The sequence below is a fragment of the Micromonospora sp. Mcm103 genome, from assembly GCF_024519755.1.
Lineage (GTDB): Bacteria > Actinomycetota > Actinomycetes > Mycobacteriales > Micromonosporaceae > Micromonospora > Micromonospora aurantiaca.
In genome coordinates this window covers 334983-355295 of sequence record NZ_JALJRJ010000005.1, presented here as the reverse complement: position 1 = coordinate 355295, position 20313 = coordinate 334983, and the positions used below count along the sequence as shown (strand labels likewise).

14 protein-coding genes and 1 riboswitch are annotated in these 20313 nt (G+C 73.5%); of the genes, 9 read left to right on the top strand and 5 right to left on the bottom strand.

The features are described 5' to 3' along the window. Together OC439_RS10735 and OC439_RS10730 are read right to left on the bottom strand one after the other, a co-directional pair. Positions 1-2256: nitrate- and nitrite sensing domain-containing protein (locus tag OC439_RS10735; protein WP_262013262.1), on the bottom strand; the 2256-nt coding region annotated here is incomplete at its 3' end. Next, the gene (locus OC439_RS10730; RefSeq protein ID WP_262013261.1) at positions 2243-3415 is read right to left on the bottom strand and encodes a hypothetical protein; all 1173 of its coding nucleotides are present in this window, start codon (positions 3413-3415) and stop codon (positions 2243-2245) included. The genes OC439_RS10730 and OC439_RS10735, both read right to left, overlap by 14 nt. A 372-nt stretch (positions 3416-3787) precedes the next feature. On the opposite strand from OC439_RS10730, the gene OC439_RS10725 reads away from it, so the two are divergent. The 3 genes from OC439_RS10725 to OC439_RS10715 all read left to right on the top strand — a co-directional run bounded on the left by OC439_RS10725 (position 3788) and on the right by OC439_RS10715 (position 8166). Then, complete coding sequence (locus OC439_RS10725; protein WP_262013260.1) at positions 3788-6652, top strand: alpha/beta fold hydrolase; 2865 nt, start codon at positions 3788-3790, stop codon at positions 6650-6652. Further along, positions 6652-7569 carry an ABC transporter permease gene (locus OC439_RS10720; protein ID WP_262013259.1) on the top strand — a complete coding sequence of 306 codons (918 nt, stop codon included), beginning with the start codon at positions 6652-6654 and terminating at the stop codon, positions 7567-7569. Before OC439_RS10725 ends, OC439_RS10720 begins: the two co-directional genes overlap by 1 nt. 150 nt (positions 7570-7719) lie before the next feature. Then, positions 7720-8166 (top strand): DoxX family protein, encoded by a 447-nt coding sequence (locus tag OC439_RS10715; protein ID WP_262013258.1) that lies wholly within the window; start codon positions 7720-7722, stop codon positions 8164-8166. Between the two features lie 55 nt (positions 8167-8221). Here the strand turns inward: OC439_RS10715 and OC439_RS10710 are convergent, their stop codons facing one another. Then, positions 8222-8899, bottom strand: a complete 678-nt coding sequence (locus OC439_RS10710) for a DUF4232 domain-containing protein (protein ID WP_262013257.1) — start codon at positions 8897-8899, stop codon at positions 8222-8224. Between the two features lie 175 nt (positions 8900-9074). Beyond that, positions 9075-9207, top strand: a riboswitch (SAM riboswitch). Between the two features lie 12 nt (positions 9208-9219). Between OC439_RS10710 and thrC the strand changes: the two genes are divergently transcribed. Both thrC and OC439_RS10700 read left to right on the top strand, forming a co-directional pair. Further along, positions 9220-10509 carry a threonine synthase gene (thrC, locus tag OC439_RS10705; protein WP_262013256.1) on the top strand — a complete coding sequence of 430 codons (1290 nt, stop codon included), beginning with the start codon at positions 9220-9222 and terminating at the stop codon, positions 10507-10509. Between the two features lie 325 nt (positions 10510-10834). Next, positions 10835-11878 (top strand): GNAT family N-acetyltransferase, encoded by a 1044-nt coding sequence (locus OC439_RS10700; RefSeq protein ID WP_262013255.1) that lies wholly within the window; start codon positions 10835-10837, stop codon positions 11876-11878. 21 nt (positions 11879-11899) lie between these two features. Here the strand turns inward: OC439_RS10700 and OC439_RS10695 are convergent, their stop codons facing one another. After that, entirely contained in the window at positions 11900-14095 is a 2196-nt protein-coding gene (locus OC439_RS10695) for a hypothetical protein (RefSeq protein ID WP_262013254.1), read from the bottom strand. Between the two features lie 139 nt (positions 14096-14234). Here OC439_RS10695 and paaN point away from each other — a divergent pair, with 139 nt between their 5' ends. Beyond that, entirely contained in the window at positions 14235-15908 is a 1674-nt protein-coding gene (gene paaN / locus OC439_RS10690; protein ID WP_262013253.1) for a phenylacetic acid degradation protein PaaN, read from the top strand. A 59-nt stretch (positions 15909-15967) separates the two neighbouring features. Here paaN and OC439_RS10685 read toward each other — a convergent pair whose 3' ends face one another. Then, positions 15968-16483, bottom strand: a complete 516-nt coding sequence (locus OC439_RS10685; RefSeq protein WP_262013252.1) for a GNAT family N-acetyltransferase — start codon at positions 16481-16483, stop codon at positions 15968-15970. Between the two features lie 218 nt (positions 16484-16701). On the opposite strand from OC439_RS10685, the gene OC439_RS10680 reads away from it, so the two are divergent. From OC439_RS10680 to groL, 3 genes are all read left to right on the top strand, one after another. After that, positions 16702-16905: a cold-shock protein gene (locus OC439_RS10680; protein ID WP_013288855.1), complete on the top strand. Its 204-nt coding sequence runs from the start codon at positions 16702-16704 to the stop codon at positions 16903-16905. A 110-nt stretch (positions 16906-17015) separates the two neighbouring features. Then, positions 17016-18392, top strand: a complete 1377-nt coding sequence (locus OC439_RS10675) for a hypothetical protein (RefSeq protein ID WP_262013251.1) — start codon at positions 17016-17018, stop codon at positions 18390-18392. Between the two features lie 275 nt (positions 18393-18667). Beyond that, complete coding sequence (gene groL / locus OC439_RS10670) at positions 18668-20290, top strand: chaperonin GroEL (RefSeq protein WP_030502773.1); 1623 nt, start codon at positions 18668-18670, stop codon at positions 20288-20290. Positions 20291-20313: the final 23 nt, after the last annotated feature.

Sequence of the window (20313 nt, the reverse complement as noted above, 5' to 3'; positions counted from 1 at the left end):
CGGCCCGGCGGGCGGCGGCGCGAGCGCCGGACCGGCGGACGGCGCCAGGGCCGGGTGGGTGACCGGCGGCGTGACTGTCGGGCCGGTCGCCGGCCCGGCGGCCGGGGGAGCGGCCAGGGCCGGGCCGGCGACCGGTGTCGGTGGGGAGAGGTGCCCGGGACGCGCCGGCGGTACGGCCGACGGCGGCCAGACCGGCGGCGGACCGCCGGTGGGCGGGCCCTGGTCCTCGGCCGGCTCCGCGCCTTCGGTCTGGTGGCCGAACGCGTTCCACGGGTCGCCGCTGGACATGCTGCGGGTGGCCCGGCTCAGCAGTTCGGCGTCGAAGCCGGCCGGCGCCTCGACGGCCGCCGGCTCCGGCTCGCGGGCGCCGGGTACGGCGGCCCGGCCGGCGCTGACGCCGACCGGTTCGGGACGGCGGATCACGAGTGAGGCGCCCGGGATCTCCAGGGCCGCGGTGACGCCGCCACCGGGGGTGTGGCTCAACTGGACGCTCCAGCCGTGCCGGCGGGCCAGCCGGCCGACCACGAACAGGCCGAGCACCTCGGTCGGGGCGAGGTCGAGGCGTTCCCGCCGGGTGAACCGGGCGTTCTCCTCGGCCATCCGGTCCCCGGTCAGGCCGATGCCGTGGTCGACCACGACCAGCCGGGCTCCGCCGTCGGTCAGCTCGCCGGTCACCACCACGCGGGTGTGCGGGGGCGAGAACGAGGTGGCGTTCTCCATCAGCTCGGCGAGCGTCAGTACCAGGTCACCGGCGATGGCGGGGGCCGCCGCCACGCCGGGCGGGACCTCCACGTCCACGCGGGTGTAGTCCTCGATCTCACCGAGCGCGAGCCGGACCACGTCGGCCAGCGGCACCGGGGCCACGTGGCCGTCCGAGCCGGTGGCGCCGGAGAGCACCACCAGGCTGCCCGCGTTGCGGCGCAACCGGCTGGAGATGTGGTCGAGCCGGTACAGGTGCTCCAGGCGGCCCGGGTCGGTCTCCTGCCGTTCCAGCCGGTCGATGAGCGCGATCTGGCGGCCGACCAGGTTCTGCGTACGGCGGCCGACGTGGCCGAACATCTGCGCCACGTTGCGCCGGCCGGCGACCTGCCGCTCGACCAGCCGGGCGGCGGTGTGCTGCACCCGGTCGAACGCGCGGGCCAGGTCGCCGATCTCGTCCCGGGCGCTGACCTCCACCGGGTCGAGGCGTACCGGGGGGACCGTCTCGGACTCGTCGTCGGCGACGCGGGTCAGTTCGGCCTCGGTGACCCGGGCGACCCGTTCGGCGGAGCGGGTGAGCCGGCTCAGCGGCCGGGCCACCGTACGCGCCACGGTCATGCTCAGCAGCACCACGACGAGCAGGATCGCGGCCGCCGCGAGGCTGACCAGCCAGGCCGCGGTCAGCGCCTCCCGTTCCCGGGCGCGGGTCTCCGCGATGACGTCCGCGACGACCTTCTTCTCCACGAACTGGCCCAGCGTGATCATCGACCGGGCCGACGGGAACAGCACGTCCAGCGGCACCGGCGCGATCGCGCCCTCCGGGTCGCGGAGGCTGTCCACCAGGAACGTCGGGCTGGTCCGGGCGGCCACCGCGGCGTCGTCCAGCTGGGCCACCTTGAGCTGCTCGGGCGTGATCAGCTTGCGGAACCGCCGGTTGTCGACGTTGAGCGCCGCCATGCAGGCCACGAACGCGCGGGCGACCTCCGGATCGCCTGTGGCCTTGACCAGCACGATCTGGGTGGTGCACGAGCTGAGGGACTCGTCGACGCGCAGCAGCGCGTCGAGGGCGAGCACCTGCCGCCCGGCGGCGGTGTCGGTGTCCACCCGGAAGGGCAGCCGCAGCGCGTCGATCAGGGCGGTGTCGACCTCGCCGAACACGGTCAGGATCTGCTGCGGCGTGGCCCGGCCGGCGAGCGTGGCGTTGCGGACGTCCTCCAGCCGGCGTACCCCGTCGAGGCTCTCGCGGACGGCCGCGGGGAGCGGCTCGGCGCGCAGGTCGGCGACCCGGTCGTCGACGGTGGCCGACTTCTGGATCAGCTCGGTGCGGCTCACCCGCCGCAGCAGCAGGCCGATCGAGAGCAGGCGTTCCTGCTGGAGATCCTGGACCAGGCTGCCGACCCGGCTGGCGACGCGGACGGTCTCGGCGGTGTCGGCGGCCTGCCGGGCGGCGGTCACCCGGTCGATGACGACCGGTACGGCCAGGCCGACCATGCTGAGCAGCGGAATGATCACCAGCAGGGCGAGCTTGCCCCGGATGCGTAACCTACCGAGCAGCATCGAACGGCCTCCACCGGTCGGCGTCGCCACCGTGTCCCACGGCGACCGGCTGGCGGTCGTCCTCGGGCACGGCGGGCGGCGGGGCGGGGCGGGCCGCCGGGGCGGCCTCGGCCGGTTCCCGGCGGGACGGAGTGGCCCGGTTGCGGTCCCGGCGCAGCGCGGCCACGTGCAGCGCGACGATGCCGGCGATCAGCAGCACCGCCGCCCCGGCGGCGATCCGGCCCAGCAGCCGGTCCCGCTCCAGGGTGTCGAGCCGTTCCCGCAGCAGCGCGTCGAGCTGGTCGAGGATGACCGTACGGAGCTGCTTGGCGGCGTTCTGCGCGCTGATCCCGGCTTTTGTGAGCTGGTCGGTGCCCGGCGCGGACCGGCCGGCGCCGGGCGCCGAGTAGACGGCGAACGTCTCCAGGGACCGCTGGTAGGTGTCCAGCGGGGTGAGCACGTTGGCGCCCAGGTCGGTGCTCTCCGAGCTGTCCACCGCCGAGCGCAGGTCGGTGACCAGGTCGGTGGCCGGACCGAGCGCGGCGACCCGCAGCTCGGCCAGCTCGGCGCCCACCCGCGCGCGCTCGGCGGCGGGGCGCTTGGCGGACAGCCGGGCCAGGTCGACGAGCCGCCCGGCCAGCACCGTCGCGGTGGGCAGGTCCCCGCCGATGCCGTCCTGGAGGAAGAACGAGTCGGAGCGGGGGTCGCGGATCAGCCCGGAGCTCTCCCGCACCTTGCGGTAGAGGGCCAGCAGCAGGTCGGACGCCTCGCCGTAGGCCCGGTACGCCGCCTCGGGGTCGCCGATGCCGCGGTCCGGCAGCGCCTCCAGCTTGGCCCGCAGCCCGGCCCAGCGTTCGTGGGTGCGCAACTCGTCACCGACGGCGTTGTCGACCTCCGCGACGCCCTCGATGGCGGCGGCGAGCGAGGCCCGGGAGACCGCCCCCTCGGCGACGGCGATGGCCTGGGCCTCCACCAGCGTGTCGGTGACCGGCCCGAGGGCGCGCAGGTAGCGGACGCCGAGCCGCTCCCGGCTCACCAGGTCGTGGTCGTCGGCGAAGTCGCGTTCGGCCTGGATGAAGATCAGCCCGAGCGGGGCCAGCAGCGCCAGCACCAGAACCAGGGTGAGCGTACGGCCCGGTACGGCGGGCCGCCGACGGACCCGCGACGCGGGGACTGTCATGTGTTCTCCTCCGGCGACGGCGGGGCGATCGGTGCCCCGGGAGGTCGCCGTACGCAGTCCCGTGCACCGGACCGGAAAAGTAGCCGAACCGGACGCGCGTGAGACCTCGGCCGATGAGTCGGCTTCACGTCAGTCCACTTTGGGTGACCCTGTGTCAGGGCGAAAGGTACGTAGCGTGTGATCGAGTTGCCGAGAAATGACATCGACGATGGTTTGCGCCTGTAGATGTGAATTCACGTGATCCGAATACGTCCCGCTGGGATGCTCTGGACCTTTGGCGGATGACGGACGCTTCGCGACGATCGGCGCAACCGGACAGACGTACGGCGGATCTCAGCGAATGCTCAGCCGCCGGCCCGTACCGTGTGCCGCATGAGATCAACCGCCGCGCGGCTCCGGCGCGCCCTGGCCGGCCATCCGCGCCGCATCGTCGCCGCGGTGGCGGTGGTCGTCCTCGTCGCCGCCGCGCTGGTCTGGGCGGTCCGGCCGCGGGGTGACGACTTCCGGACCGAGGCGGCGCTGGTGACCGTACGCTCCGGGCCCTCCGGTGACGAGCCCGTCGACCTGGACACCACGCTCTACCTGCCGGCCGATGCCTCGTCGTCGAAGCGGGTACCGGCGGTGCTGCTGGCGCACGGCTTCGGCGGCACCAAGGACTCGGTCCGCTCGGACGCCGAGGACCTGGTCGCCCGCGGGTACGCGGTGCTCACCTGGACCGCCCGCGGCTTCGGGCGCAGCGGCGGCCAGATCCACCTGGACAACCCCGACTACGAGGTGCGGGACGCGCAGCGCCTGCTCGACCGGCTCGCCCAGCGGCCGGACATCCGCCTCGACGCGGCCGGCGACCCCCGGGTCGGTGTGGTGGGCGGCTCGTACGGCGGCGGCCTGGCCCTGCTGCTCGCCGCGCAGGACCAGCGGGTCGACGCGATCGTCCCGATGATCACCTGGAACGACCTGTCCCGCGCCTTCCTGCCCGAGAGCAGCGGCCGGCAGCCCACCGACGGCGTGTTCAAGAAGGGCTGGGCGGGCATCTTCTTCGGCGGCGGCGGGAACGCCGGCTCCGGTCCGGCCGGGCTCTCCGGCGCCACCGCCGCCGCGCCGGAGGGCGCACCCGAGTCGGCCGGCCCGCCGAGCCCGCAGCCGGGCGCCGGGCCGGGCACCGGTTCCGGTCGCGCGCCGGCCGGCGCCGCCGACCCGTCCTGCGGGCGCTTCGCGGCCGACGTCTGCGCCGCGTACCTGCGCATCGCCACCACGGGCCGGGCCGACGCGGCGGCGGTCGAGCTGCTGCGCCGGTCGTCGCCGGCCGGCGTGCTGGACCGGATCAAGTCGCCGACGCTGCTGGTGCAGGGCGAGGCGGACACGCTGTTCCCGCTGGCCGAGGCGGACGCCAACGCCCGGGGCATCGCGGCGGCCGGCACGCCGGTACGGGTCGCCTGGTTCACCGGCGGCCACGACGGCGGCTCCGGACCCACCTCCGACTCCGACCGGGTGAAGTTCCTGACCGCGCAGTGGCTCGACCACTACGTCAAGGGTGACGGAGCTGCCCCCGGCGACACGTTCACGTTCTCCCGGATCGCCGGCTTCGACGCGCTCGACCGGGGCCTGGTGGCTACCGGTTTCCGTACCGCCGACTATCCGGGCCTGGCCGGCCAGGACCGCCGCGAGGTGACGCTCGCCGGTCCGCCGCAGCCGGTCGCCGTACCGCCGAACGGCAACCCGGCGGCGATCTCCTCGGTGCCGTTCGCGGGTGCGCTCGGCTCGCTGCTGGACGGCGTCGCCGGTGACATCCCCGGCCAGCACGCCCGCTTCGAGTCGGCGCCGCTGGACGAGCCGGTCGACGTGGTGGGCGCGCCCACGGTGCGGATCAGGGCCGCCTCACCGACCGGCGAGGCGGTGCTGTTCGTGAAGCTCTACGACGTCGACCCGCAGGGCGCCGCCACGCTGCCGTCCGGCCTGGTCGCGCCGGTGCGCCTGACCGGCCTGCCGGCCACCGTCGACGCGGCCACGCCGGTCACCGTGACGCTGCCGGGGATCGTCCGGCGGGTCGAGGCCGGGCACCGGTTGCGGCTCGTGGTGGCGACGTCGGACCAGGCGTACGCCTCGCCGGCCGAACCGGCCGTGCACACGGTGGCGCTCGCCGACGGGCCGCTGACGCTGCCCACCGTCGACTCCACGCCGATCCCCACCACCGCGACGATCTGGCGCTGGGCGCTGGCCGGCCTGCTCGCCGCGATCGTGGCCGGGCTCGTCGTGGTCGTGCTGCTCACCCGCCGCCGGCACCGCCGCCAGGACGACTCCGTGCACCCGGAGTACGCGGGCGTCCCGCTCGCCGTACGCAACCTGCGCAAGGAGTACGCGGACGGCTTCGTCGCGGTCTCCGACGTCGACTTCGAGGTGCACCCCGGTCAGGTGGTCGGCCTGCTCGGACCCAACGGGGCGGGCAAGACCACCACGCTGCGGGTGCTGATGGGGCTGACCCAGCCCACGGCCGGGGAGATCTACGTCTTCGGGCACCGGCTGGTGCCGGGCTCGCCGGTGCTGTCCCGGATCGGCGCGCTGGTCGAGGGGCCGGGCTTCCTGCCGCACCTGTCCGGTCTGGACAACCTCAAGGCGTACTGGCGGGCGACCGGCCGGCCGTGGGAGGACGCGCACTTCGACGAGGCGCTGGAGATCGCCGGCCTGGGCGGCTCGGTGCACCGGCGGACGAAGAAATACAGCCACGGCATGCGGCAGCGGCTGGCCATCGCCCAGGCCATGCTCGGCCTGCCCGAGCTGCTGGTGCTGGACGAGCCGACGGACGGGCTGGACCCGCCGCAGATCGCCGAGATGCGCCGGGTGCTCCAGCGCTACGCCACCGACGGCCGGGCGGTGCTGGTCTCCAGCCACCTGCTGGCCGAGGTGGAGCAGACCTGTACGCACGCGGTGGTGGTGAACAAGGGGCGGATCGTGGCGTCGGGCCCGGTGGAGGAGATCGTCGGCGAGTCGCCGAGCGTGCTGTTCGAGGTGAGCGACCCGGACGCGGCGCGGACGGTGCTCGACCGGCTCGACGGCGTACGGGTGCTGCCCGACACCGAGGGCGGGCTGGTGGTCGACACCAACGGCACCGCCCGCAGCGAGGTGGTGGCCGAACTGGTCCGCGCCGGCATCGGGGTGGACCGGGTGGTGCCCCGGCGCCGCCTGGAGGACGCGTTCCTCGCCCTGGTGGGCGAGAACTCTCGGGGAAGCGGGGACCGGTGATGGCGGGTTCGTCTGTGGCAGAGTCGCCTGGCGGCGGCACGTCCGGTACGCCGGCGCCGGGCGCGGGCGGGGCGGCTGCCGGTTACCGGCCCTCTGCCACGCTCCCGTTCGCCGCGGAGTTCCGGCGGCAGGCGTCGCGCCGGCGTACCCAGCTCGCGCTGGGGTTCATGGTGCTGCTGCCGCTGATCATCCTGGTGGCGTTCCAGTTCGACGCCGGGGACGACGACGGCGGCGGGCGGGGCGAGTTCTCCAGCCTGGCCGACCTGGCCACCTCGGGCGGGCTCAACTTCACCCTGTTCTCGATCCTGGTGTCCGCGTCGTTCCTGCTGGTCGTGGTGGTGGCGCTGTTCTGCGGCGACACGGTGGCGAGCGAGGCGAGCTGGGGCAGCCTGCGCTACCTGCTGGCGGTGCCGGTGCCCCGGGCCCGGCTGCTCGCGGTGAAGCTGGTGGTCGCGCTCGCGTACTCGGGGCTGGCCCTGCTGTTGCTGGCCGGCACCGCGCTGCTCGCCGGCACGCTCCGGTACGGCTGGAAGCCGCTGAGCAGCCAGGTCTCGGCCGAGCTGGCGCCTGCCGACGGGTTGCTGCGGCTGCTCGGCGTGCTCGGTTATCTCGCGGTCGTGCTGCTGGTGGTGGCCGGGCTGGCGTTCCTGCTGTCGGTGACGACGGACGCCGCGCTGGGTGCGGTCGGCGGGGCGGTGCTGCTGTGGATCCTGTCCAGCATCCTGGACCAGATCACCGCGCTGGGTGGGCTGCGCAACCTGCTGCCGACCCACTACAGCAGCGCCTGGCTGGGGTTGCTGTCCACGCCGATGCAGACCGACGACGTGGTCAAGGGCGCGTTCTCGGCGGTCGTCTACGCCACGCTGTTCTGGGGTCTGGCCTTCTGGCGCTTCACCCGCAAGGACGTCACGAGCTGAGGTGACCGGACGGGGTCGCGGCGGGGCGGCCGGGCCCATATCATGGGAGCGTTCCCATGAGATTGTCCCGCCTGCAAAGATATCGATTAACATCTATCAATAGTCCCGCCATCCTGGACGGCGTCCGCCACCCGTACCAGGAGGTTTCCCATGATCCCGGCGCAGCTGAAGGCCCCCGTGCTGTCCCTGTTCCGCATCGTCACCGGCCTGCTCTTCCTCTGCCACGGCGCCGCCTCGATATTCGGCGTCTTCGGCGGCAATCCGGCCACCGGCGGCGCTGTCCCGTTCGCCACCTGGCCCGGCTGGTGGGCGGCGCTGATTCAGCTCGTGTGCGGCGCGCTGGTGCTCGTCGGCCTGTTCACCCGGCCGGCCGCGCTGCTCGCCTCCGGTTCGATGGCGTACGCGTACTTCGTGGTGCACCAGCCGGACCACCTGATGCCGATGCAGAACGGCGGCGAGCTGGCCGCGCTCTTCTGCTGGTCGTTCCTGCTGGTCGCGGTGCTCGGCCCGGGCAAATGGGCGATCGACGCGCTGCTGGCCCGCCGCCGGTCCACCGCCACCGAGCCCGCCGCCGTGCCGGCCTCGGTCCCGGTCTGAGCGTCCGCCGCCGAACCAGATCCCGGTCGGGGCGCTCCCGTGCCGGGTTCTGGTTCTACAGCGGATTGACCGGCGGCGTCGTGGGCGGCGGTGGGGCGGCCGGCGTGGGCGTGTCGCCCGGGCCGGGCTCCCGGCGCTCCCACGCGCTGACGCCCAGCCGGCCGGTGTTGCCGAGGTCGATCGGCCCGTCCAGGGCGACCGGGTACGCCGGCCGGCCGGCCACCGGCGCGACGTCGAGTCCGGTGCCGTTCGTCGCCGGCACCGTCGCGTCGGTGACCAGGTTGCGCCAGATCAGCGCCGCGCCGGCCCGCTCGCCGGGGGCCAGCACGATCCGGGTGGGCGGGTGGTCGAAGCCGGAGGTGATCGGCTTGGCACCCGGGATGATCCGCGCCTCGATCGGGTCGCCGTCGGCGTCCCGGAGCGTGACCGCGGGATAGCCGCGCAACTCGTACGGCTGGTCGCCGCAGTTGAGCAGGTCCAGGCCCATCGCCCGCAGCCCCATCGCGGCGCTCACGCCCAGCTCGGTGATCGCGATGCCCTCGGGGGAGCAGGTGGCGGCGGGTGCCGGCCCGGCCGTGGGGGCGCCCGGTCGTGGCGGCACCGTGGTCAGCGGGTCGACACCGGTGAGGGGCGGGTCGGGCAGCCGCCCGTCGGCGGGCCCCTGCGCCGGGGCGCAGGCGGTCAGCAGTGCCATGCCGGTGAGGGCGCCGATCAGGCGCGCCGGTCTCCGCATCCGGCGATCATGCCACTCCGTCGCGCTCGGCGATGACCGCGTCGAGCAGGCCCGGGTAGACGCGGTCGCGGTGGTGGACCCGGTCGCGGTGGTCGGACGCTGAGCCGGCCCACAGCGTGGGATCCCGAGGTGGCGCGGCCGTGAGCAGCGCATAGACTCGGCGGCACAACTGAATACCTCATCCAGAGGGGCTGAGGGATACGGCCCGACGACGCCCCGGCAACCACCCGCACGCTCGACGACGAGCGACAGCGGGCAGGTGCCAATTCCGTCCCCGCCGCACCCGGCGATGCGGGGAAAGATGAGAGGAACTCCTCGACATGACGTCGACGCTTCCCGTCGCCACCGGTATCGACACCACCCTCAGCCCGGCCCGCGCCCTGGTCTGCCGCGCCTGTTCGGCGCGCTACCCGCTGGCCGCCCAGCACGCCTGTTACGAGTGCTTCGGGCCGCTGGAGGTCGACTACGACAGCGCCGCGCTCGCCACCGTCACCCGGGAGCAGATCGAGGCCGGTCCGGCGAACATCTGGCGGTACGCGGCACTGCTGCCCGCCGGTCAGGACCCGGCCACCCGGGTCACGCTCGACCCGGGGCTGACCCCGCTGGTCGCCGCCCCGAACCTCGCCGCCGAGCTGGGGCTCACCGCGCCGCTCTGGGTCAAGGACGACAGCGCGAACCCCACCCACTCGTTCAAGGACCGGGTCGTCTCGGTGGCGCTCACCGCCGCCGAGGCGCTCGGCTTCACCCGCTACGCCTGCGCCTCCACCGGCAACCTCGCCAACTCCGTCGCCGCGCACGCGGCCCGGGCCGGTGTGCCGTCGGTCGTCTTCATCCCCGGTGACCTGGAGCAGGGCAAGGTCGTCACCACCGCCGTGTACGGCGGCGACCTGGTCGCCATCGACGGCTCGTACGACGACGTGAACCGGCTCTGCGGCGAACTGGTGGAGACCGACGAGTTCGAGGACACCGCGTTCGTCAACGTGAACGTGCGGCCCTACTACGCCGAGGGCTCCAAGACGCTCGGCTACGAGGTGGCCGAGCAGCTCGGCTGGCGGATCCCGGCCCAGGTGGTCATCCCGATGGCCAGTGGCGAGCTGCTCACCAAGATCGACAAGGCGTTCACCGAGCTGGTCGAGATCGGGCTGGTCGAGGCGCCGGCCGGTGGCTGGAAGGTGTTCGGCGCGCAGTCGGCCGGCTGCAACCCGATCGCCACCGCGCTGCACGGCGACACCGACACGATCACGCCGGTCAAGCCGGTCGGCATCGCCAAGTCGCTGAACATCGGCGACCCTGCCGCCGGGCTGTACGCGCTGGAGGCGGTGCGCCGTACCGGCGGCTGGATGGACTACGCCGACGACGACGAGATCCGCGCCGGCATCCGGCTGCTCGCCCGTACCACAGGGGTGTTCGCCGAGACGGCCGGCGGCGTGACCGTCGCCGTGCTGCGCAAGCTGGTCGAGTCGGGGCGGCTCGACCCGTCCGCCGAGACTGTCGTCTTCAACACCGGCGAGGGCCTGAAGACGCTCGACGCGGTGGCCGCCCAGGTCGGCCCCACCCACCGCATCAAGCCCAGCCTGCGCGCCGCCCGCGACGCAGGCCTCCTCGCCTGACGGTCCCTTCTCCCGCCACCCCGATCGGGCCGGGATGGCGGGGTGGCCGGGTGGGGGAGGTGGGGCTCGCCCGGGTGGGGGATCGGGTGAGACCGGTGGGTAACCGGTGATGTGCGGTGAGTGCCAGAAAACCACCCTCAAGGACTTGACGGCAGGAACCGGACGGCGCAAGATGCTTCGTGCGGGAGGGCATCCGCCGGAGACTTTTCAAGTTCTTGCGACCCAACGCCGGAGGCGTTGTGCGGACGTCCCTCCCGACCAACGTTCGAAGGGGCCGGCGGAAAACCGCTGGCCCCTTCGCTGTGTCCGGCGCACCCTCGGTGGCATGACGCTCACCGTGACGCCGCTGGATCCCACCGACCGGCAGACGCTCGACGCGGTGTACCGGATCGCCTGCGCCGCCCAGGCCGTCGACGAGCCGGACCTTCCGCCGACCTGCCGCCGCCGCTTCGAGGCGCTGCTGTCGCACCCGATGCCCGGCATCGAGGGACGCTGGCTCGTCGCCCGCCTGGACGGGCTGCCGGTCGGCTGGCTCCGGCTGCACCTGCACACGATCGAGAACACCGAGAACGCCACCGTCGAACTGACCGTCGACCCGGCGTACCGGCGGCGTGGCATCGGGCGCACGCTGCACGAGCACGGCGTCCGGCTGCTGCGGGAGCGCGGCGGCAAACGCCTGGTCGGTGCGACGGTCGCCGCGCTGCCCGGCGAGGAGGACCGGGTCTTCCCCGGCGCCGCGTTCGCCGCCGCCCTGGGCGCCGAGCCGGCACTGGCCGACGTCCGCCGCCGGCTCGACGTGGCCGGGCTCGACCGTGACCGGCTCGCCGCGCTGCTGGCCGAGGCCCGCGCCGCGGCCACCGGCTACCGGCTGGTGCGGTGGCGCGAGCACGCGCCCGACGAGTACGTCGCGGACGCCGCCTACCTGGAGGGCCGGCTACTGCTCGACGCGCCCATGGGCGAGCTGGACTGGGAGCCGGAGCGGATGGACGCGGCGCGGGTGCGGGACGCGGAACGGGCGCTGGACGCCCGGGGTGTACGCCGCTACAACACCGGTGCGGTGCACGAGGCGACCGGCCGCCTGGTCGGCTGGACCCAGCTCAGCCTGGACGCGAGCAGCACCGACCACGCCTGGCAGCAGATCACCCTGGTCGACCCCGATCACCGCGGCCACCGGCTCGGCCTGCTCTGCAAGGCGGAGAACCTGGCGTACGCGCTGGCGCACGAACCGGCGTTGCGGGCCGTCGACACCTGGAACGCGGCGGCGAACCGGCACATGATCGCGATCAACGAGATGCTCGGCTTCCGCCCGGTCGCCGGCTCGATCGACTGGCAGTTGACGACCTCCCGCCATGCGCGGCCCCGCGCCTGACGCGACCGTCCGAGGCGGCGGCTACCCCGCCGCGCGGAGCCGCGCGCTGAGTTCCGTGATCGCCGCGTGGAAGTCGTCGTCCGGCTCGAAGCGGTGCCGGTTGACGGCCGGCGGAACGGTGTCGGTCGGCGGGATCAGCAGGCCGCGCGGGTCGCGTACGCGCCGATCGACCCGGCCGGCCGGATACACCGGCGAGGCGTCCGGGAACACCGGGCCCCCGATCGGGTCGGTGCGCCGCCACAGGTTGATCCAGCGCCAGCCGATCCGCTCGCCCACCTCGTGCAACTGTCGTTCGTTGACGTACGCCGGGAAGATCCGGGAGTACAGGCGCGTCAGCGGGGTGACGTAGGTGAGCAGAGCGAGTCGGCGCAGGCGGTCCGGGGGTAGCTGGAGCACGGTGGCAGCGGCCAGTACGCTGCCGTGACTCTGCGCCGCCAGGATGACGCCGTCTCCCCCGGCGGTCAGGGTGCGGATCCGCCGGGTCAGATCCGGCACCACTCGCTCGGCGTAGCAGGGGGGCGCCAGGGGGTGCGTCGCCCGCGGCCAGAACGTGGCCAGTTCCCAGAGCACCGCGACCATCCGTCCGGCCGGGGACCGGGGGCCCCGCAGACCGACCACTGCGAGGGCGACCGCGAGCCATACGATGACAAAGGTCCCCAGGTCGGTCACGAAGACGATCGGTAGGCCCAGCTTCGGCCCGCCCAGCTCCAGCGCCAGCTGGCCCGGCCCGCCGTACCACGGTGACATCCCCGCCGCGCCGAGGGTCAGTAGCACGAGGGCCGCGGACGTCGTCAGCAGTGGCGCGCCGAGCCGGTCGGAGAGCCAGGAGCGGACGATCGCCCGCCGGACCGCGCGTACCCGCTCGGGTGGCACCCGGGGCACCTCCGGGAACTCCTGTCGGACCAGTTCCTCCGCGGCCCGCAGCCGGCGGGCCCGGCCGAGCCGGCCGCCGGCCAGCGCCAGCAGTGCCGCCACGGGCAGCGCCAGCGAGATTCCCAGGATCACCCAGCGGAAGGCGGCGGGCGGCCACAGCGGCGGCGCTCCTGGTGGCAGCGGGCGGGCCAGGGTCGGTTCCGACCCCCGGTCGAGATACCCGGCCAGCAGGAAGTTGACCGCTGCGGAGTAGGCCACCGCCATCCCGACGGCGAGCGTCGTGAGCACCGGCGCGCCCAGCCCGAGAACCATGATGTGCGGCCTGATCGAGGGCCGCTGTCCCTGCACGGCCGTCCTCACCCCGAGCGCCGTCACCAGGACGACCTGAGCGACGAACAGGGCGGAGGACATCTCCTCCGAGCCGGGCAGGGTCTCCTGCGCCCGCCACGAGGGGCGCGGCACCAACGCGTAGGCCAGGGCCAGGGCTGTGAGCCCGATGGCGGCCAGCCGCACCGAACGGACGATGATCTCGCTGCCCGGCCCGGTGCCGCGCCGCTCGACAGATGGGCGGCAGAGCACCGCGAGCGCGACGGCGAGCAGCGCCGCGTCGGCGGCCAGCAGCACGTACCCGATGGAGGACCGGTCCTGCCCGGTGACGGGAAGCAGGAGCGCGACGTCCAGCGTGCCGAGCGCGATGGCCACGTGCAGCGAACGCAGGCGGCGCAGCAGCGCCCGGGTGTCCCAGAAGGCCGGCTCGTCCAGCCGGTCCGCGCCCACACCCTGGGCGGCGCCGCGAGCGTCCTCGGGGAGCTGCCAGGTCCGGGCGCTCAGTCGCCACAGTACGGCGATCCCGGCAATCGGCACGATCGCCAGGATCGCCAGCCGGGCGCCGACCGGAACCCCGGCGAGCCAGGACACCCACCGCCGCGCCTCCACGCATCGGGGGTAGGCGGTGCACTGCCAGGCGACCAGGTCGAGGGAGACACCGACGAGGGAGAGCACGTACAGGGCGGTCAGGGTTGCGGCCAACAGCCGGCAGAGAGCGCGATCCACCGCCCCCTCGCGTCCGGCCACCGGCAGCATCCAGACCGCGATGTTCGCGAGCATGAACGGCAGCAACAGGACCAGCAGCAGGGTCCGGCGGGCCCGGCCGCCGGCGAGCGGTCCCCAGCGGTACGCCTCCAGCGTCACCCCGCCCGGGCCGGTCGGATCGCCGAAGCCCGGCCGGGGACGGTAGAACCCGGCGTTCGCGTCACCGGCCACCCGGACCACGATCGGGCGGTCGAGGATGGCCTCGGGGCCACGGTCGCCGACCCCGTGTACCCGGATCTCTGTCATCCGCATCGGTACCACCCGTCGTCGTCGCCGGTGCGGCATACCCGACGTGCGGTGTGCTACGCCCTCCCCGGTCATGACCGCGGACAATCGCCAGTTGTGACACGCCCCTACTGATCTGGTGCCTTTCTGTTGCATGATGGCAGGCATGACGGAGACCCCGCACCCCCTGTACGACAGGCACCGCGAGACCCTCGACCGGGCGCTGACCGCCATCGCGGAGCGCGGGTACTGGTCGGCCTACCCCGAGTCGCCCAGCCCCCGGGTGTACGGCGAGACGGCCGCCGCCGACGGCAAGGCCGCCTTCGAGGCGTACCTGGGCGGCGACTTCCCGCTGGACCAGGCCGGTGCCGGCACCACAGTGGCGACCGAGGCCAGCCCGTTCGGAGTGGCGCTGGACGTGCGCTACCCGCACGCGAGCGCCGACCAGTTGGTGTCCGCCGCGAGCGCGGCGCTGCCCGCCTGGCGCGACGCCGGCCCGCAGGCCCGCGCCGGTGTCTGCCTGGAGATCCTGGACCGGCTGCACCGCAACGTGTTCGAGCTGGCGAACGCGGTGCAGTTCACCAGCGGCCAGGCGTTCGTGATGGCGTTCCAGGCCGGTGGCGCGCACGCGCTGGACCGGGCGCTGGAGGCGATCGCCTACGCGTACGCGGAGATGACCCGTCACCCGGGGACCGCCGGCTGGGAGAAGGCCGCCGGCAAGGGCGACCCGTTGCGGATGACCAAGACCTTCCACGTGGTGCCGCGCGGGGTCGCGCTGGTCATCGGCTGCAACACGTTCCCGACCTGGAACTCGTACCCCGGTCTGTTCGCCTCGCTGGCCACCGGCAACCCGGTGGTGGTGAAGCCGCACCCGCGCGCGGTGCTGCCGCTGGCGATCACCGTCAAGTACGCCCGCCAGGTGCTCGCCGAGGCCGGCTTCGACCCGAACCTGGTGCAGCTCGCTCCGGAGACGGACGGCGAGAAGCTCGCCACCACGCTGGCCCTGCACCCGGCGGTCAAGATCGTCGACTTCACCGGCTCCACCGAGTACGGCGACTGGCTGGAGGCGAACGCCCGGCAGGCCGCCGTCTACACCGAGAAGGCCGGCCTGAACACGGTGGTGATCGACTCCACCGACGACTTCGCCGGGCTCTGCCGCAACCTCGGCTTCACGCTGACCCTGTACAGCGGCCAGATGTGCACCACCTCGCAGAACCTGCTGATCCCGCGCGACGGCATCTCCACCGACCAGGGGCACAAGAGCTTCGACGAGGTGGCCGCCGGGATCGCCGGCGCGGTCGCGAAGCTGACCGCCGACCCGGCCCGGGGCGTCGAGCTGACCGGCGCGATCGTCAACGACGGCGTGCTGGAGCGGCTGGAGGAGGTCACCAAGGTCGGCGAGCCGGTGCTGGAGTCGCGCACCGTCGAGCACCCGTCGTTCCCCGGCGCGGTGGTGCGTACGCCGACAGTGGTGAAGCTCGACGCGTCCGACACCGCCACCTACTCGCGGGAGTGGTTCGGGCCGATCTCGTTCGCCATCGCCACCGACTCGACCGAGCACAGCCTGCGCATCCTGCGCGAGACGGTGGGGGAGAAGGGCGCGCTGACCGCGGGCGTCTACTCCACCGACGAGGCGGTGCTGGACGCGGCCGAGGCCGCGGCGGTCGACGCCGGGGTGCACCTGTCCTGCAACCTGACCGGCGGGGTGTTCGTCAACCAGTCGGCCGCGTTCTCCGACTTCCACGGCTCCGGCGCGAACGCGGCGGCCAACTCGGCGCTGACCGACGGCGCGTACGTGGCAAACCGGTTCCGCATCGTCCAGAGCCGCCGGCACGCCTGAGTCACCCCCTTCGGGTGCGTCGGTCGTCGCGGTGACGACCGACGCACCCGGTGGCGTTCTCAGGCCGGGCGGCGCATCTGGAGTTCGTACAGGCCGGTGATCCGGGGGTGCGGCACCCGGACCCCGGTGTCCACGAAGCCCAGCTTCTGATAGGCCCGGTAGGCGCGGTCGTTGCCGACCACCACCTCCATCATCAGCTCGGGCCGTCCGCAGGCGCGGGACCAGGCAGCCACCTCGTCGACGAGCGCCGCCAGCAGGCCGGTGCCCCGCCGCGCCGGCGTCACGTAGACCGCGTAGACGAGCGTCAGGCCCGGTTCGTCCGGCGCCGCGACGCCGCCGGCGTGGCCGACCAGACGGCCGCCCGGATCGGCCACGAACTGCGCGTTGTGGTCGCCCCGGGAGACGGCCGCGACCCGGGCCGCGTACTCCGTGTGCGGCAGGGCGGCGGCCTCGGCCACGGTCTCCAGGAACGCCAGCGGAGAGTCGGCCAGCATCTCCAACCGGAGCGCCCGCATCCGGGCGGCGTCGGTCGGCCGGACCCGGTGGACGGTGGTCGTGGTGCGCACGCTGGTCATGCCGCATGCATACCGGACAGCCCGGCGCGCGTGTGCGACCGGGCTGTTCCACGCCCGGAATATGCCCGATTTGTGGTCGTGCGCCGTCGTCACGCCTCGTGTAGCGTGCGATTTCGGTCACCGAATTCAGCGTTACCGATCGCTGGGCCGGTGCGCCGCCGGTGCCGGTCCGCCGGTCTCCGGGTGTTGGAACGCCGCGCAGAGTGAGGAAGTGCACCGTGGCACAGGGCACCGTGAAGTGGTTCAACGCCGAAAAGGGCTACGGCTTCATCGCCGTCGACGGCGGGCAGGACGTCTTCGTCCACTTCTCCGCGATCGAGATGGACGGCTACAAGGCGCTCGACGACGGCCAGCGCGTCGAGTTCGAGATCGCGCAGGGGCAGAAGGGTCCGCAGGCCGAGCGGGTCCGCGTCATCGCCTGATCTGCGGCGGGCGGTGCGCTCCGTGACCGGCCCCGGACCGGGGGCTGCGTCGCGGCCGGCCACCATGGAAGATCATGAGCCGTTCCAGCCGTAGTCGCTGAGGAGGGCCCATGTCCGATCTGCCCCCGTCGGGTTCCACCGAGCCGGTGCCGCCGGCGTCGTCCGGCCCTCCGGCCGACCCGACCGCGCCCCCACCGCCGGCCGCCGCGCCGGCGCCGTCGGGGACGCCCGCCTCCGGCCCGCCCGGCGCCGACCCGTGGGCCGGCCAGACCGGCCACGCCCCGATCATCCCGGAGTACGGCAGCCCGCAGCCCGGCGCCCCGAACCCGGCCGGCCAACCCGCCTGGGGCACCCCGCCCGGCTGGACCGCGCCGGGCGACGCCTCATCCGGCTGGGCCGCCCCGGGCGACGTCCCACCCGGCCACACGCCACCGGGCTGGAACGCCCCGGGCACGCCGTCGCAGGGCTGGAACGCCCCGGGCACTCCGCCGCACGGCTGGAACGCGCCGCCCGGCACGCCGCCCACGGGCTGGGGCCCTCCCGCGTACCCGGGCCATCCGATGCCCGGCGCGGCGTTCCCGGTGCCCGGGGCCGCGTACCCGATGCAGGCCGGTCCCGGCGCCTACGCCGGCTGGTTCCCCGGCCTCGACCCGCAGGATCCGCTCGTCAACCCGCCGCACGCGGGCATCGGTCCCTGGTTCGCCCGCTGCACCGGCGCGTTGCGGCGCGGCTGGCGGCAGCTGCTGCCGATCGTGTTGCTCACCCAGGTGCTCCCGGCTTCGGTGATCAGCGTCCTCACGCTCGTCTTCAGCCCCGAGGGCGAGCTGGCGACCGCGCCGGACGGCGCGCCGGTGCTGCCGGCGGGCTTCTGGGGGCAGATGTTCGCCTTCTACGGCGTGCTCCTGTCCGCCGGGCTTGTCTTCGGCCTGCTCCAGGCGATGGGCTGGGCCACCGGCACCTGGGTGGTCACCCGCCAGGCGGCCGGCGAGCCGGTCGAACTCGGCGCCGCCTTCCGGTACGGGCTGCGTCGCGCCCTCGGCCTGTGGGGCTGGACGCTCCTGGTCTCGCTTCTGGTCGTGCTCGGCAGTTGCTTCTGCCTGCTGCCCGGCCTCTACGCCGCGTTCGCGCTGGCCCTGTTCGGCCCGGTCTACCTGTTCGAGCGGCGGGAGCCGATCGGGCGCGCGTGGCGGATGTTCCACAGCCGGTTCGGCATGGTGCTGGGCCGGGTCGCGCTGGTGATCGCGGTGCTCTTCGCGGCGACGGTGCTCGACGCCGTGGTGGGCGGGATCAGCGGGGCGGCGTTCGGCGTCACGCCGATGAACGCCGTCGGCACCGCGATCGGCGCCGTGGTGCTCGCCGTGTCCGGTGCCCTGCTCGCCGCCCCGGCCTACCTGGCGCAGCAGGTCGGGCTGGTCGTCACGTACGCCGAACAGCGGGCTCACGAAGGCCCGGTGAACGCGGCCCGGCTGGCGGCGGAACTCGGCTGAGCGGGGCTGTCGTGCTTGCACTCGGCTAGGGAGAGTGCTAAACAAGTCATTGGCACTCGCGTACGGTGAGTGCCAGAAGGTCGGGGCGGTAGGGCCACGGTCGCACCGGTGTCCGAAGGGGTGCCGGAGCGGTACGAGGCCGGTCGTCGCGGGCTGTCCGGCCCGACCGAGGAGACGTCGTCGTCGCCAGGTGGCGACGTCCCCAAGGTGCGTACACCAGACGGCCCATCCGGGCATCCCGGGTGGCCCGTGAGTGTCCAGGAGGACAACGCCGTATGGCCAAGATGATCGCGTTCGACGAAGAGGCGCGCCGCGGCCTCGAGCGGGGCATGAACCAGCTCGCCGACGCCGTGAAGGTGACCCTCGGCCCCAAGGGCCGCAACGTCGTGCTCGAGAAGAAGTGGGGTGCCCCCACCATCACCAACGATGGTGTGAGCATCGCCAAGGAGATCGAGCTCGAGGACCCGTACGAGAAGATCGGCGCCGAGCTGGTCAAGGAGGTCGCGAAGAAGACCGACGACGTCGCCGGTGACGGCACGACGACGGCGACCGTCCTGGCCCAGGCCCTGGTCCGTGAGGGTCTGCGCAACGTGGCCGCCGGCGCCAACCCGATGGCCCTGAAGCGGGGCATCGAGGCGGCCGTGGCCAGCGTCTCGGAGGAGCTGCTCAAGCTCGCCAAGGACGTGGAGACCAAGGAGCAGATCGCCTCCACCGCCTCCATCTCCGCCGCCGACCCCAGCGTCGGCGAGATCATCGCCGAGGCGATGGACAAGGTGGGCAAGGAAGGTGTCATCACCGTCGAGGAGAGCAACACCTTCGGCCTGGAGCTCGAGCTCACCGAGGGCATGCGCTTCGACAAGGGCTACATCTCCGCCTACTTCATGACCGACCCGGAGCGTATGGAGGCCGTCTTCGACGACCCGTACATCCTGATCGTCAACAGCAAGATCTCGTCGGTGAAGGACCTGCTCCCGATCCTGGAGAAGGTCATGCAGTCGGGCAAGCCGCTGCTGATCATCGCCGAGGACCTGGAGGGCGAGGCCCTGGCCACCCTGGTGGTCAACAAGGTCCGTGGCACCTTCAAGTCGGTCGCCGTCAAGGCGCCGGGCTTCGGTGACCGCCGCAAGGCCATGCTGACCGACATCGCCATCCTCACCGGTGGTCAGGTCATCAGCGAGGAGGTCGGCCTCAAGCTGGACGCGACCGGCCTCGAGATGCTGGGCCGCGCCCGCAAGGTCGTGGTGACCAAGGACGAGACCACCATCGTCGACGGTGCCGGTGACGCCGAGCAGATCCAGGGCCGGGTGAACCAGATCCGGGCCGAGATCGACAAGAGCGACTCCGACTACGACCGGGAGAAGCTGCAGGAGCGTCTGGCCAAGCTGGCCGGCGGTGTTGCGGTGATCAAGGTCGGCGCGGCCACCGAGGTCGAGCTGAAGGAGCGCAAGCACCGCATCGAGGACGCCGTCCGCAACGCGAAGGCCGCCGTCGAGGAGGGCATCGTCCCGGGTGGTGGCGTCGCGCTGGTGCAGGCCGGCAAGACCGCCTTCGACAAGCTGGACCTGGCCGGCGACGAGGCGACCGGCGCGCAGATCGTCAAGGTCGCGCTGGACGCCCCGCTGCGGCAGATCGCCGTCAACGCCGGCATGGAGGGTGGCGTCGTCGTCGAGCGGGTTCGCAACCTCGACCCGGGTCACGGCCTCAACGCCGCGACCGGCGAGTACGTGGACCTGCTGGCCGCGGGCATCATCGACCCGGCCAAGGTGACGCGTTCCGCGCTGCAGAACGCCGCTTCGATCGCCGCGCTGTTCCTCACCACCGAGGCCGTCGTCGCGGACAAGCCGGAGAAGACCCCGGCCGCCCCGGCGGGCCCGGGTGGCGGGGAGATGGACTTCTGAGTCCAGCTCCATCCAGTACGCCG